A 14,383-nucleotide genomic window follows, 5' to 3' on the forward strand; every position below is an offset into this window, starting at 1 on the left:
AGAGGAACGAAGGCTAAAACCATCACGTCTGTGATAACGACTTCGTGACCAACATCGGTGCTGTTGCTGTCGCTACGTTGCACTACGCTTTCGCACAGACAAAAACACTTTGCTGCCGCTACGTTAACACTTTGCTGCCGCTACGTTAACACTTTGCTGCCGCTACGTTAACACTACGCTTTCGCGCAAAAAACATCTGTTGGTCCGAGACCCTAGAGCGAGCACATAGAGGAACGAAGGCTAAGAGCATCATGTCCTGTGATAACTACTTCGTGACCAACATCCTGTTGCCCCAAGCGGCTCATGGGATGCCCCCAGGAAAGCGCCCTGCCGGAACGGAAATCAACACCTTGTTAAGGTGATATTCCTCTAATTTATCATAGAGGTAAATGATGGTAATATCCATCTTATTAACCTTATTTATGAGCTATGTTTTTTTACTTTACGTTCATATTTAGTTAGAAAGTGTGTGCTATGATATTGTAAATAGAGGGGGGAGTCACATGATTCGAGTTGGATTAACTGGTTGGGGTGATCATCCTTCGCTTTATAGTGGAGTCACTGCCTCAAAGGACAAATTATTCGATTATACAGGTCATTTTTTAACGGTAGAAGTAGACACTTCTTTTTATGCCATTCCTTCTAAAGAGAATGTTCGAAAGTGGTGTAAAGATACGCCAGAAAATTTTCGTTTTGTTGTGAAGGCCTATCAAGGAATGACTGGGCATTTACGTGGCGACATACCGTATGAATCGAAGAATGACATGTTTAATGCCTTTATCGAATGTGCTAATGAATTTAAATGTCATGGGAAGCTAGCAATGGTACTAGCGCAATTTCCTCCATGGTTTGATTGTCAGGCAAAAAATGTACAATATCTTTTGTATATTAGACAACAGCTCAAGGGCTTTGATGTAGCTATTGAGTTTCGTAATCGAACATGGTATGCGGATAATGTAGTGCAACAAACAATGGATTTTTTACGAGAACATCAATTCATTCATACAATTTGTGATGAACCACAGGCTGGCGTAGGTTCTGTACCATTTTATCCTACTGTTACTGCGAGGAAGGCACTCGTACGTATTCATGGACGTAACATTCATGGGTGGCGCAATACTGGTAATGCCGAAAACTGGCGGAAGGTTCGCTTTTTATATGATTATAATAGTGAAGAATTGCAGCAGCTTGGACAGCATATAAAACATCTCCAACCAGAAGTACAGGACCTGTATGTATTATTTAATAATAATTCAGGACTTCATGCTGCGAAAAATGCAAAGGAGTTACAAGGAATTTTAGCGATTAGAGATGTAGGGTTAGCGCCTAAACAATTAAATATGTTTGAAGGAGAACTATAATGGAATTTTTTGTTTTAGTTATTATTGCATTATTATCTGGGTTAATTGGCGCGTTGGTTGGGCTAGGTGGAGGAGTTATCTTAGTCCCAGCAACATTATACATTGGGTTAAATTTAGGGATGATTCCAGATATCACTCCTCAAAAAGTGGTTGGCTTATCTGTTGTCATGATGATTTTTACTGGACTTGCCTCTACGTTAAGCTATATGAAATCTAAAACAGTTGATTATAAGAGTGGTTGGATATTTTTTATAGGAAGTATTCCTGGAACAATGCTGGGCGCATGGGTTAATAAGGGGCTAGATTTACCATCATTTAATTTGTATTTTGGTATTTTACTAATCATTTTGGCGACGATATTACTTGTACGTGATCGTTTGAAACCTGTAGAATGGTTTGTAAAAAAAGGTATGAAACTGGAATTCGAAGATAGAGAAGGAAATACCTTTGTATATGGGTATCCAATTTGGTTTGCCATCGTATTAACCTTTGCAATTGGCTTTGCCTCTGGATTATTTGGTATCGGTGGAGGCTCGATGATTGTACCTGCAATGATTATTTTATTTTTATTCCCACCACACGTTGCAGTGGCAACATCGATGTTCATGGTATTTTTATCGTCAATTGTTAATTCAGCGAGTCATATTTATTTAGGACATGTGCCGTGGCTCTATACGATTCCTGTTATTCCAGGAGCTTATATTGGAGCAAAGTTAGGGGCAGCATTAAATAAAAGAATTAAATCAGATACGCTTGTAGTAGCGCTTCGAGTTATTTTATTATTATTAGGAATTCGTTCCATTATCGATGGTTTATTGTAATATTGATTTAAAGCAGGTCTATTACAGACATAGAAGCTATTTTAAAGAAGAGGTGGCTTAATTGCTGGAAAAAATTCATATTTTTCACACGAATGATTTGCACAGTCATTTTAAGTATTGGCCACGAATGCAAAGCTATGTGAAAGAAATACGTACTAAGCTTACAACCATGGGAGAAACAAGCTATTTATTTGATGTCGGTGATCATTTAGATCGTTCAAATATTTATACAGAAGCAACTGTCGGCAAGGGCAATGTGAGGTTATTGAATGAAGCAGGCTACGACGTAGTGACAATTGGTAATAATGAAGGTATAACATTGTCCCATGAGGAGCTGTACCATTTATATGATGAAGCAGCTTTTGAGGTAGTAGTTGCTAATGTGAATGTCACACAAGGAACAAATCCGGCGTGGATGAAGCCGTATGTTGTATTAACAACTGCTTATGGCACAAAGGTTGCAGTTATTGCAGCAACGGCTATGTTTGAAATTTATTATAAGGAATTAAACTGGGATATAGATGAGGCGCGAAGCACACTCGTTCGCTTAGCATATCAACTTCGTAAAGAAGTAGATATTGTTGTTTGTTTGTCACATTTGGGGATAACAGAGGATGAACTTTTAGCTGAGGAATGCCCAGAAATAGATGTTATATTCGGCTCACATACACATCATGTTCTCCCAAATGGAAAGCTAATTAATGGCGTTTTATTAACGGGTGGGGGGAAATTTGGGCAATATATTGGCCATCTTGTGGTAGAATATGATAAAAAATTGAGGAAAATTGTTGAAAAAAAGGATACTTTAATTCATAATAATGATTTGCCTACAGTTAAAAATGAATATGAAATCGTCCAGTCTTTAGAAAAAGAAGGTGAACGATTACTTGATATTCCAGTATTCACTACGAAAAAATCGTACAATAAGGAATGGTTCCATTACTCACAATTATCCGATTTGTTTGCGCGGGCCATTTTAGAGAAAAGTGGAGCAGATTGTGCGTTATTTAACGCGGGTATTTTTTTGGATGGTTTACCTAAGGGGACAGTGACTGCACTAGATTTGCATAGAATTTTCCCACATCCTATAAATTTATGTACGATTGAATTATCAGTTGTTGAAATGAAAGAAATTTTTCAGCAATCTAAAAATGAAGAATGGCCCTATATTGAGCTAAAAGGATTAGGGTTTAGAGGCGTTATCTTTGGAAAGATGCTGACTTATGGCTTTTCAATGAATGAAGATCGCCAATTATTTATCAATGGGAAGCTTGCAGATAACGATCGAATTTATAAATTAGTAACACTTGATTTGTTTACGTTCGGTTATTTTTATCCGAGCTTTAAATATGCTAAGAAAAAATATATTCTACCAGAGTTTTTACGAAACATTATGATAGATTATGGGCAAAGATTCTTTAAGCAATAGTAGATAAAACGCTTTTAGAATGGAATGGGGAAAAGGTCATGCGATTAATTTCAATCGATGTATTAAAAGAAGGAATGGTATTAGCAAGAACCATTTGGAATGAGGCGGGACACCCTCTTTTAAAGAAAGATGTTGTCATTAATGAACGTATCATACAAAGACTTCAAGAATTAAATACACATTATTTATATATAGACGATGAAATTTCTGAAGGTATTGAGGTAAAGGAAACTGTTCCACCTGTTATTCGAAATAAAGCAATTTCAACCATTAAAGATTCTTTCCAATCAATCAATGGTTTAAATCCAGTAAATGCTTCTTATGTGCTTGACCAACAATCAAAAGCAATTGTCTCAATTGTAGATGAGTTGCTGTCGGCAGTTAGTGGTAATGATGAAATTCTAACAATACTTACAGATGCGTATTTATTTGATGAATATTTATATCAACACTCCTTTCAAGTCACCCTTTATTCGATAGCGATTGCTAAAGAACTTGGATACTCGGCTGAGGATTTACGTTTGATTGGGATTGGCGCTTTGTTACATGACATAGGGAAGCTTATGGTACCAAAAGAGATCCTGACAAAACCAGGACGCCTAACGAGTGAGGAATTTGAAACAATGAAGCAGCATACTCGATATGGTTTTGATTTGTTACGTAATTTACATTCCATATCATTGATTGTTGCACATTGTGCCTTCCAACATCACGAACGGATTGATGGGAGTGGCTATCCACGGGGCTTAGTTGATTTTGAAATCCATCCGTTTGCAAAAATTATTGGTGTAGCGGACGTCTTTGATGCGGTGACTACAAGTCGTGTATATCGTGAAAAAATGTTACCTTCACAGGGCCTAGCAATTGTAGAAGCTGGCTGTGGAACTATATACGATGCACGTATTGTAAAAGCATTGAAAAGTTCTGTTGTACATTATCCTAACGGTGTTATTTTAAAATTGTCGGATGGACGTCGAGGTATTGTATCTAGACAAAATACATCGAATGCAGCATTACCATGGATTCGTATTTTTGAGGAGCAAAATCAAATATTAACAGCTACATATGAAATTAATTTAGTGGACTACCCAACCGTAACAATTGAAAACGTTGAAGCGGATTATGTTGTACCATCGTAAATCGAATAAAAATCTCCTCCTGTTCATACGTTATGGAACAGGAGGAGATTTTTTGTTTTTCCCTCGAAAAAGGATGAAATTACGAACATATAGTAATAATGGTAACTATAGAAAAAAGGGAAGTCGTTTGAATCGATTAACCATATTAATTGTCTGCATTATTATCGGTGTTATTTTATTTATTTATTATTTAAATGCGAAGCTAATGCCGACCTACTTAGATTATGCTGAAATACAAACGGGTAAGATTGCTTCCTCCGTTGTGAGTAAAGCGATTGATTCTCGTACTTCAAGCGTTATGGATGTTAATGATGTTCTTGTAGAAGTATCCCCAGGCAACCATGCTGATTTAAAAATTAATACAGAAACGATTAATCGAGTTCGAACAGAAACGGTCAATCAAGTAAAATTATATTTAGAGCAGGCAGAGAAAGGGGAGTTGTCTCATTTACCAAATGTTGATAATGTTGAATATGATTATAACAAAATTAATGAAGGTAATGGGGTAGTTTTTTATATGCCATTGAGTCAGGCAGCTAATATCCCTTTAATTGGGAACTTAGGGCCTAAAATTCCGATACGCTTTCATGTCATTGGCAATGTGCATAGTGAAGTTACTTCTTCAATAGAGGAATTTGGTATAAATAGCGCATATATGTCGGTAGGGATTCATATAGAAGTAAATGTGCAAATTATTGTCCCTTTTGCTAGTAAAACTACAACAGTTACCCAGGATATTCCGGTGGCAATGGGCTTAGTAAGGGGGGCAGTTCCAAACGTTTATTCAAATGGTAGTGAAGAGGCACCTTCAATTCAAATACCTGTCCCTCCTAAAAAATAGAAATGTTTGCCTTCTTTCAGCGAATGTCTTTTGTACCGAAAGCGTAGCGACAGGTACAGGTTTCCAAATACCCGGTGAAATAGAGGAACTCAGTCTAAGAACGCCACGTCCTGTGGCAATTTATCTGTGCTGTCGCTTCGTTGCAATACGCTTTCGCACAGAATGAAACCCTTTTGCTGCCGCTTCGCTTTCGCGCAAAAAACATCTGCTGCTGCCGCTTCGCTTTCGCGCAAAAAACATCTGCTGCTGCCGCTTCGCTTTCGCGCAAAAAACATCTGCTGCTGCCGCTTCGCTTTCGAGCAAAAAACATATGCAGGCCTAAGCACAAAGCCGATTCTGGACGCAATTTTGCTGAGGCAAAATTGATTATGATAGTTGTTGGAGTTCATTTATTATGTTACATTGACATCAGTGAAGATAGTAATATAAAAACTGCACATATTTGATAGGGGCGATATCCGTATGACATCTTGTAAACCTACAAGCAAAGAAAAAGAAGAATATTTAAGAAAACCAGATTGGCTAAAAATTAAACTAAACACTAATGATGAATATAAAGGGCTAAAGAAGCTCATGCGAGAAAAAAATCTGCATACAGTATGCGAAGAAGCACGTTGTCCTAATATTCATGAATGTTGGGGTGAACGACGTACAGCAACGATGATGATTCTTGGATCTGTTTGTACGCGTGCTTGCCGTTTCTGTGCTGTTAAAACAGGTTTACCGAATGAATTAGACTTAGCTGAGCCAGAACGCGTAGCAGATTCTGTAGCTATTATGAACTTGAAGCACGTTGTTATTACAATGGTAGCGCGTGATGACTTAAAGGATGGCGGTGCGCAAGTATTAGCTGAAACCGTGCGTGCGATTCGCCGTAAAAGTCCGTTTACATCGATTGAAGTGTTACCGTCCGATTTAGGTGGTTTGAAAGAGAACCTTCAAATTTTAATGGATGCGAAGCCAGATATTTTAAATCATAATATTGAAACCGTGCGTCGCTTAACGCCAAGAGTACGTGCTCGCGCAAAATATGAGCGTTCATTAGAGTTTCTTCGTTTGGCAAAAGAAATGCAGCCAGACATCCCTACAAAGTCATCTTTAATGATAGGCTTAGGTGAAACAGATGAAGAAATTTTAGAAGTAATGGACGATTTACGAGCAAACGACGTAGATATTATGACAATTGGTCAATACTTACAGCCAACGAAAAAGCACTTGCCTGTTAAAAAGTATTATTCACCAATAGAGTTTGGTAAACTGCGTAAAATCGCAATGGAAAAAGGATTTAAGCATTGTGAAGCAGGCCCACTTGTACGTAGTAGCTATCACGCTGATGAACAAGTTAACGAAGCAACAAAAGAACGTCAACTACAAGCAGAACAGTAAAATCAAATGTTGAAATGGAAGGTGGTGTCACTTTGTTCAATATTGAAGGATTTGAATACGAACTTATTGAAGATTACAAAGATGCTTTTCAAGAGGAAGTATTCAAGGAACGATACTCAGATATTTTAGCCAGATATGATTATATTGTTGGCGACTGGGGCTATAGTCAATTACGCTTAAAAGGCTTTTTTGACGATAAAAATCAGAAAGCGACTTTCGATACGAAGATTAGTACACTACAAGATTACTTATATGAGTATTGTAATTTTGGCTGTGCATATTTTGTATTGCGCAAAACTGGTAAATCTACTCAACAGCCAGAAGTTGTAGTAAGTGAAGATCATGAAGTGACAAAGCTTGCTGAGCATGAACAAATAGCAGAATAAACTTTAAAAACCTGATGCGAAATTTGCATCAGGTTTTTACTTTGCAGTAATAGGTTTTTTTAATTTGGTAATAATAACAATGTGGCTTATAAACATAGCGTGAGGTTGATTTCCGTTCCGGCTAGGCGCTTTTATCGCTGACGCTTCGCTTTCGCGCAGTTAAAACATTGTGCTGACGCTTCGCTTTCGCACAGATAAACATTTGCCGCTGACGTTTCGCTTTCGCTTAGAGCAGAGCTTCCTGGGGGCGTCCGATGAGCCGCTTGGGCCAACAGGTGTTTTTTGCGCGAAAGCGAAGTGCTAACGTAGCGGCAGCAGCACGATGTTGGTCACGAAGGCGTTATCACAGGACGTGATGATTTTAGCCTTCGTTCCTCTATTCGCTAATCCCCAAGGAATCGCCCAGCCTCCACTCCAATCAACTATACGTTTTAACGAATAACATTCCTAATTTTTGGTGATGAATCGAAAAGGACGGATTTTAAAATTAATTCTAGTTTTATATTAAAGGTGTGTGTTATTTAGATGAAAAAAGCTGTATTTTTGGACCGTGATGGGGTCATCAACGAAGTATTAACGGATCGCGTTAAATTTGTAAATAAACCAAAGGATTTTTATTTTCTGCCGCATGTTCCGAAAGCTATAAAAAAATTGAATAAATACTTTGACTATATTTTTGTAGTAACCAATCAAGGCGGCGTTGGATTGGGGTTTATGAAAGAAACGCAGCTACAAAAAATACATGAGCATATGGTAAAAGAATTGAAGAAGGAAGGGGCCACTATTCACGAAGTCGTATATTGTCCTCATAAACCAAAATCGGGCTGTGCCTGTCGTAAGCCAAAAAGTAAGTTAATCGTTGATCTTAGTGAAAAATATAATATAGATTTGGCAAAATCATATATGGTGGGAGATACGGATACAGATATAATAGCAGGCAAACGAGCAGGAACTAAGGGAGTATTTTTAGGTGCGAAAGATCCGTTGGCAGATGCAGTTTTCCCAGATTTAATTAGTGCTACTGATTGGATTATTAAAGATGCCACAGCATAATGCTAGTATTGTTGAGGTGGAAAGACAAAGCGTATAAATCATGTAAAAAAGGATAATTTATTTATTGGAGGTGATTAATTTGACTAAAGAAAATAAAAAAGGGTTAGATCGAGAAGAATATGGATTTGGCTTTGATATTAGTGTTGATGACTTAGCAGTAATTGGGCAAAATCAACAAGCCAAAAAACAAAACAATAATGAAAACAAAGACAAGCCTCGCAATAAGGATAATCCTGCTAAAATAAATAATGAAAAGTAGGGGCACAATACAATGCTCCTCGATTTAGATTTAAGATACCTACAAAAAAATTCCGCCAACCTTCTGTTGCACAGTGCGCAAAGTATATTCCTTTGTCTGTAGAAAAGCGGAATTTTTTTGTATTAAATGCTTAATTGCTATGAAAACACCCAATCTTTGAAGGGTGTTAATTTAATAATTCACGTAAATATTCTCGTAGCTCGACTGTCTCTTCCTCTGTACGATTGTACACGTGTTCAAGATAGCCAGGCTCTTCTATATCATCTGGACCAATTATAGCAAAGCGTCCAAATTGGATATCCATGACAAGCACTTTCCCGAAGAAACGACCCGATTGCAAAATGGCTAAATCATATCGTAACTTTTCCCCAGCAAAACTAACAAAGCGTGTTTTTGTATCTTCTACATCATCATATAAAAAAAAACGTTCCATCTTTTAATCTCCTTCCAGTCCTATAGATATGGTACTATAGAAGAGAAATGACTATCAACTTTTAAAGATTTGAATGGGGGCTTTCCTTGTGTATTTTGTAGATCGTAATAAAATCACAAAAAACTTACAGTACTTAGATGGACTATTAGCTATGTTGGAGTCAGAAGATAACTGGCTAGAAAATGATATTAAAAAATTAGCAATCGAGCGAATTGGTCACAATGTGATGGAGTCAATGATGGATGTAGGAAATTTAATGATTGACGGTTTCATTATGCGTGATCCAGGAAGCTATGAGGATATTATCGATATTTTAATCGATGAAAAAGTCGTATCTATTGAGATGGAAGCATCATTAAAAGCAGTAGTTGGCTTACGTAAAATGCTTGTTCGTGAATTTATAGATGTAGATATTCAGGAAGTTGTAAATGTGTTAACAGCGAGTTTACCGGTATTAAAGCAATTCTCACCAGCTGTGAATAGTTATTTAACAAATGAACTCGGCCCTGTATCGGCTTTTTTACCAGAGGATCATCAATGAAAATTTACAAGGCATATTGCTTTGATTTAGATGGTACAGTGTATCGTGGAAAGGATGGCATTCCTTCTGCTATTACGTTTATTCATGGGTTACAACAAGCAGGAATCGAGCCATTTTACGTAACAAACAATTCTTCTAAGACCAGAGAACAGCTGCAGGAAGCTTTAAGCGCTATAGGTGTGAATGCACCGTTAGAACATATTTACTCTAGTGCGCTAGTTACGGCGAAATATGTAGCCTTGAATTTCTCTGGCAAAAAAGTAGCTATGTTGGGTTCTGATGGTATTCGTAACGCGTTATTGAATGAAGGCATTGAACCTACCGAGGATGAGCCAGAGGTATTTGTTATGGGGATTGATCGAAATCTAGATTATATGGCACTTGCGAAGGCGACGATTGCTGTGCAAAATGGTGCGACATTTATAGCAACGAATCAAGATATTAAATTCCCAACAGAATATGGATTTCTCCCTGGCAATGGGTCATTTGCCCGTTTAGTGGGTGAGGTTGCAGACGTTGAGCCAATCTATATTGGTAAACCATCACCTGCAATGCTTGAAGTCATTGCGACAGAGCATGGCTTTACGAAAGACGAAATGGTGATGATTGGCGATAATTACGACACAGATATAATGTGTGGGATTCGCTTTGGCTGTGACACAATCCATGTAAATACAGGTGTTACACCAACAAAGATTGTACTTGAGAAGGAGCAGCAGCCTACCTATGTGGTGGAAGCTTTAATTGAATAGTTCAAACATAAAAAAAGGATGCTTATGTCGATTTTTTTGGCATAACATCCTTTTTTTATGTTCAAATTTAGTATTAGTAAACGTTTCATCATTACGAATGAGGTATTACACCTTCATTACCATAACGGATTTTCTTCGATATATTGATAAATGGCATTCGTCAACTCTTCAGGAGAATTCGCCTCAACTAATTCACCATTGACGACTGCATAAAATGATTCTGAACATTTTGTACAGTAGCTAAGGCAGCCATATTCCATAACGTCGATGTTTGGATCGCGGTCTAGTACTTCATAAGTTTTTTGAGAGCCATTTGCTAAATTACTTATACAAAATTCAACCATTGGATTCATACGTGTCACCTCACCAAAGTAATGCTACTAGCTTTTAAAACATTCGTCAATGATTTGGGGTGGCCGTGAGATAAAAGTAGATATTTAATTGTTAAAGTTGGGCGCATACTAAATGATGATACGCTACAGTGTTAAACGATCTATACAAAAGTGAAGAAAAGGAAACAATATTTAAGAGGATTTTGAGCAATATCGACAATTTGTCAAAGTACAAATGATTCAAAAATTGTTCGAAAAAAGCAAGTTATCATTCGTTTTGTGAAATCTTTCACAAAATTGCATTATGATATTGTGAAACTTCTCACAATCGGTTATACTCATTTGTGGATACTTTGTGAACAATTAATATAAGAGATATAAAAGGAGACTATTATGGGAAAATTAGTACTTTTAGGTGGCGGCTACGGCAATATGCGTGTCATGCTTCGATTATTACCAAACTTTCCATTAGACACAGAAGTTGTGCTAGTAGACAGAGCCCCTTTCCATAGTTTAAAAACAGAATTTTACGCTTTAGCAGCAGGGACTGCAACAGATAAAGAAATTCGTGTATGCTTCCCGGAGCATGAACGTTTATCGGCTGTATATGGAGAAGTCGTTGAAATTGATCGTGCGGAAAAGGTAGTCATTTTAGAGGATGGACAACGTATTGAATATGATGATTTAGTAGTTGGTCTTGGCTGTGAGGATAAATATCATGGTGTACCAGGTGCAGAGGAGTACACTTATAGCATTCAGACGATGGCGAAATCACGTTCAACATTCCAAGCACTTTGTGGTTTACCAGCAGGCTCTACAGTCGGAATTGTAGGAGCTGGCTTAAGTGGTATTGAGCTTGCAAGTGAGTTACGTGAAAGTCGATCAGATTTAAAAATAAAGCTATTCGACCGTGGGCCACGTATTCTAAAGGACTTCCCAGAAAAGCTAAGTAAGTATGTAAAAGATTGGTTTGTGAAACATGATGTTGAAGTCATTGCCAATTCAAATATTACAAAGATTGAACAAGGTAAAATTTACAATCACGAAGAAGAAATTGCACTCGATACTGTAGTTTGGACTGCTGGTGTACAGCCTGTCAAAATTGTACGCGATTTGGAAGTTGAGAAAGATAAACAAGGTCGTCCGCTTGTAACACAATATTTCAATCTTCTTGATGATGAGCATGTATATATTGTAGGTGACTGTGCAGCTTCAGATTTACCTCCAACTGCTCAGTTAGCAGAGGAACAAGCAGAACAAATCGTAAAAGTACTTCGCATGCGTTGGAAAGGCGAAAACTTACCTGAGAAAATGCCTGATATCAAATTAAAAGGTTTCATGGGAGCTCTTGGTAAAAAACAAGGCTTTGTGTATTTAGCAGATACAACAGTAACAGGACGTATCGCACGCTTGATGAAATCAGGATTATTATGGTACTACAAACGTCAAAATGATTAATAAGTCTTATAAAAAGGGATTGCTTCGAAATTTATTCGAAACAATCCCTTACTTTTTATACAGTTTCGTCAGGTTCGAAACCTAGCTTTTCAAGTGCAGTAAATACAGGCTTTAATTGCACATATCCTTCGCCCACTACTTCATCATTTATTAGGACAAGTGGATAAAAAAATTCATCTTCTTGAATGCGTGTAGCATAATCTTGATCACGCTCATTCTCAATTGGTCCTTCAATATCGATATAGCGAATATCATATCCTTGGTTTGGATATTTTCGATCTATGGCTGCTTGTAGCCACTCATATGTATCCTTTGAAGATGGTGCATTGACACAGCTCGCGCAGATTACAGCTGTTCCGTAAATTTCAATCATTGGTTTCGTTTGTCCCATTTCATTTCCACTCCTCGTGATTCTATATTGGATTTTTTCTGTTGCTAACATTATAATCATTATAAGGGAAGGAGTCGAGACAAATGGCAGAAGCAACAATTAACGACCAAGTTCAAGAGGTATTAGATAAATTACGCCCATTCTTACTACGTGACGGTGGAGACTGTGAATTAGTAGATGTAGAAGACGGCATTGTAAAATTACGTTTATTAGGTGCATGCGGTAGTTGCCCAAGTTCAACAATTACACTTAAAGCTGGTATCGAACGCGCATTATTAGAAGAAGTACCAGGTGTTATTGAAGTAGAGCAAGTATTCTAAAACGACTAAAAAAGTTCTAGCTGATTAATTCAAGCTAGAACTTTTTTTCTTAAACTATGCGAGCATGTTCTTTTTCTTCTCGAATAATTGCCCATTGTTCCTTAGCCATATCAATGATCTTTGCTTCTCCACCAATACTTTGTTTTTCAATGACCTTTGAAAAGAAGCGTGTAGCATTTTCTAAATCCCCGATACGTCTTGAAAGTTCAGCAATCATATACATAATTCGTACATCTGACATTTGAGTTGAACTGTAATCCTCATTTGAATAAGAATCCATATAGTAATCTCGGGCCATTGTCATAAAACGTTGCTCTTGGCCTTCGTTTTTTAGTGAACGATATAGCCATGCAAGGCGCAATGAAAGCCCAGCTATAGCGACAAATTTTTCTTTTTTAATCGTACCGCAAAGGAATGCTAATTTATAAGCTTGTATTGCTTGGAATACAGTACGTTCTCCCTTAAAATCATGGTGAACCCATTTTTCAGTAATTTGCGTGCGAATTTCATCTTGCGTGCCAGGGGCAAAATATTTTGAAAAGTCTTCTGTAAATGAAAATCCGCAATGCTCACAAACAAATACATTATAATAAAGGGCATTTACACCGTCTGCATAAATAGGATGAAAATCTGTTTCTGTATGATCTACTTTAATGAATTTAGAGCGTACTTTTAATGTTGGAAATTCTTTTTTGCAATTAAGACATTGAATTTTTTTTTCGTAATAAGGTGAAATCTCCATATTCTATACCTCTTTCATCGACTTATTATAACTATTATACCAATGTGGATTTTTAAAACATGGATAAAAAATACTAAAAATGTGAAAAATATTAGAATTTTTTTCTGAAAATCAGGATTGCCATAATAATGTATGGTTGATTTCCATTCCAACTAGGCGCTTTCTTGTGGGCGTCCTCGAAAAGTGATCCGGTAAGCTCTGAAAGTCGCCTTGTCGCCACCCAATCAACAAAATTGCTTATGTTATAACAAATGTCATCCTTAAATATTGGTAATGAACCAAAATCATGTCGGAGCTGAATGTTTGTCATACAATAGTCAAAATTGATATGATAATAAATAAGAGGAAGGTGATTGGGATGACAAGTAAGCAAGTAATTGAAGTTACTGAAGCGGCTGTCTTTCATATTAATGAAATGATGGAGCACAATGAAGAGCGAGGTTCGTTTTTACGTGTAGTTGTTAATGGTGGCGGATGCAGTGGCCTATCATACGGTATGCATTTTGATAAAGAGAAAAAAGAAGATGATTTTGAAGATGTACAGCATGGTTTAACAATTCTTGTTTCCCGTGAAGATGCGCCAATTTTAATGGGGACGAAAATTGACTATAAGCAATCGCTAATGGGCGGCGGCTTCACAATCGATAATCCAAATGCCATCGCATCATGCGGCTGTGGCACGTCTTTCAAAACGGCGAAACGTGAAGGTACACCTGAGATTTGTGATTGATAAGAGGAA

The 14,383-nt window shown here is 37.3% G+C and carries 18 protein-coding genes; 14 read left to right on the forward strand and 4 right to left on the reverse strand.

Going from position 1 to position 14,383, the window contains the following annotated elements:
- Positions 1-503: 503 nt before the first annotated feature.
- The 9 genes from ACQKNC_RS19905 to ACQKNC_RS19945 all read left to right on the forward strand — a co-directional run bounded on the left by ACQKNC_RS19905 (position 504) and on the right by ACQKNC_RS19945 (position 8,675).
- Positions 504-1,361, forward strand: coding sequence for a DUF72 domain-containing protein (locus tag ACQKNC_RS19905; RefSeq protein WP_427426461.1), 858 nt, complete (start codon positions 504-506; stop codon positions 1,359-1,361).
- On the forward strand, positions 1,361-2,182 hold the full coding sequence (locus tag ACQKNC_RS19910; protein ID WP_427426462.1) for a sulfite exporter TauE/SafE family protein: 822 nt from the start codon (positions 1,361-1,363) through the stop codon (positions 2,180-2,182). The genes ACQKNC_RS19905 and ACQKNC_RS19910 overlap by 1 nt, the downstream gene beginning before the upstream one ends.
- 61 nt (positions 2,183-2,243) lie before the next feature.
- Positions 2,244-3,611, forward strand: a complete 1,368-nt coding sequence (locus ACQKNC_RS19915; protein WP_427426463.1) for a bifunctional metallophosphatase/5'-nucleotidase — start codon at positions 2,244-2,246, stop codon at positions 3,609-3,611.
- 38 nt (positions 3,612-3,649) lie between these two features.
- Positions 3,650-4,750, forward strand: coding sequence for an HD-GYP domain-containing protein (locus ACQKNC_RS19920; RefSeq protein WP_427426464.1), 1,101 nt, complete (start codon positions 3,650-3,652; stop codon positions 4,748-4,750).
- 52 nt (positions 4,751-4,802) lie between these two features.
- The gene (gene yunB, locus ACQKNC_RS19925; protein ID WP_427426465.1) at positions 4,803-5,591 is read left to right on the forward strand and encodes a sporulation protein YunB; all 789 of its coding nucleotides are present in this window, start codon (positions 4,803-4,805) and stop codon (positions 5,589-5,591) included.
- Between the two features lie 462 nt (positions 5,592-6,053).
- Entirely contained in the window at positions 6,054-6,977 is a 924-nt protein-coding gene (gene lipA, locus ACQKNC_RS19930; protein ID WP_427426466.1) for a lipoyl synthase, read from the forward strand.
- Between the two features lie 32 nt (positions 6,978-7,009).
- A complete protein-coding gene (locus ACQKNC_RS19935; RefSeq protein ID WP_427426467.1) occupies positions 7,010-7,363 on the forward strand; it encodes a YutD family protein in 354 nt (117 codons plus the stop codon).
- A gap of 525 nt (positions 7,364-7,888) precedes the next feature.
- Positions 7,889-8,416 carry a D-glycero-alpha-D-manno-heptose-1,7-bisphosphate 7-phosphatase gene (locus ACQKNC_RS19940; RefSeq protein WP_427426468.1) on the forward strand — a complete coding sequence of 176 codons (528 nt, stop codon included), beginning with the start codon at positions 7,889-7,891 and terminating at the stop codon, positions 8,414-8,416.
- Positions 8,417-8,480: 64 nt separating this feature from the next.
- Positions 8,481-8,675, forward strand: a complete 195-nt coding sequence (locus ACQKNC_RS19945; protein ID WP_427426469.1) for a hypothetical protein — start codon at positions 8,481-8,483, stop codon at positions 8,673-8,675.
- Between the two features lie 166 nt (positions 8,676-8,841).
- On the opposite strand, the gene ACQKNC_RS19950 is transcribed toward ACQKNC_RS19945, so the two are convergent.
- Positions 8,842-9,108, reverse strand: coding sequence for a DUF3055 domain-containing protein (locus ACQKNC_RS19950; RefSeq protein WP_427426470.1), 267 nt, complete (start codon positions 9,106-9,108; stop codon positions 8,842-8,844).
- An 88-nt stretch (positions 9,109-9,196) separates the two neighbouring features.
- Between ACQKNC_RS19950 and ACQKNC_RS19955 the strand changes: the two genes are divergently transcribed.
- Positions 9,197-9,649: a DUF86 domain-containing protein gene (locus ACQKNC_RS19955; RefSeq protein ID WP_427426471.1), complete on the forward strand. Its 453-nt coding sequence runs from the start codon at positions 9,197-9,199 to the stop codon at positions 9,647-9,649.
- Positions 9,646-10,401 (forward strand): TIGR01457 family HAD-type hydrolase, encoded by a 756-nt coding sequence (locus tag ACQKNC_RS19960; RefSeq protein ID WP_427426472.1) that lies wholly within the window; start codon positions 9,646-9,648, stop codon positions 10,399-10,401. The genes ACQKNC_RS19955 and ACQKNC_RS19960 overlap by 4 nt, the downstream gene beginning before the upstream one ends.
- 116 nt (positions 10,402-10,517) lie before the next feature.
- On the opposite strand, the gene ACQKNC_RS19965 is transcribed toward ACQKNC_RS19960, so the two are convergent.
- Positions 10,518-10,754 (reverse strand): YuzB family protein, encoded by a 237-nt coding sequence (locus ACQKNC_RS19965; protein ID WP_427426473.1) that lies wholly within the window; start codon positions 10,752-10,754, stop codon positions 10,518-10,520.
- Positions 10,755-11,126: 372 nt separating this feature from the next.
- Here ACQKNC_RS19965 and ACQKNC_RS19970 point away from each other — a divergent pair, with 372 nt between their 5' ends.
- Positions 11,127-12,191, forward strand: coding sequence for an NAD(P)/FAD-dependent oxidoreductase (locus ACQKNC_RS19970; protein ID WP_427426474.1), 1,065 nt, complete (start codon positions 11,127-11,129; stop codon positions 12,189-12,191).
- Positions 12,192-12,246: 55 nt separating this feature from the next.
- Here ACQKNC_RS19970 and ACQKNC_RS19975 read toward each other — a convergent pair whose 3' ends face one another.
- On the reverse strand, positions 12,247-12,582 hold the full coding sequence (locus tag ACQKNC_RS19975) for a YuzD family protein (RefSeq protein WP_427426475.1): 336 nt from the start codon (positions 12,580-12,582) through the stop codon (positions 12,247-12,249).
- An 83-nt stretch (positions 12,583-12,665) separates the two neighbouring features.
- Here ACQKNC_RS19975 and ACQKNC_RS19980 point away from each other — a divergent pair, with 83 nt between their 5' ends.
- The gene (locus ACQKNC_RS19980; protein ID WP_100546189.1) at positions 12,666-12,902 is read left to right on the forward strand and encodes a NifU family protein; all 237 of its coding nucleotides are present in this window, start codon (positions 12,666-12,668) and stop codon (positions 12,900-12,902) included.
- A 49-nt stretch (positions 12,903-12,951) separates the two neighbouring features.
- On the opposite strand, the gene ACQKNC_RS19985 is transcribed toward ACQKNC_RS19980, so the two are convergent.
- On the reverse strand, positions 12,952-13,644 hold the full coding sequence (locus ACQKNC_RS19985; RefSeq protein ID WP_427426476.1) for a DUF2225 domain-containing protein: 693 nt from the start codon (positions 13,642-13,644) through the stop codon (positions 12,952-12,954).
- A 358-nt stretch (positions 13,645-14,002) separates the two neighbouring features.
- Between ACQKNC_RS19985 and ACQKNC_RS19990 the strand changes: the two genes are divergently transcribed.
- The gene (locus ACQKNC_RS19990) at positions 14,003-14,374 is read left to right on the forward strand and encodes a HesB/IscA family protein (RefSeq protein WP_427426477.1); all 372 of its coding nucleotides are present in this window, start codon (positions 14,003-14,005) and stop codon (positions 14,372-14,374) included.
- Positions 14,375-14,383 lie beyond the last annotated feature (9 nt).

This window comes from Lysinibacillus sp. NPDC094177, from assembly GCF_050279145.1.
In the GTDB taxonomy this organism is placed as follows: domain Bacteria; phylum Bacillota; class Bacilli; order Bacillales_A; family Planococcaceae; genus Lysinibacillus.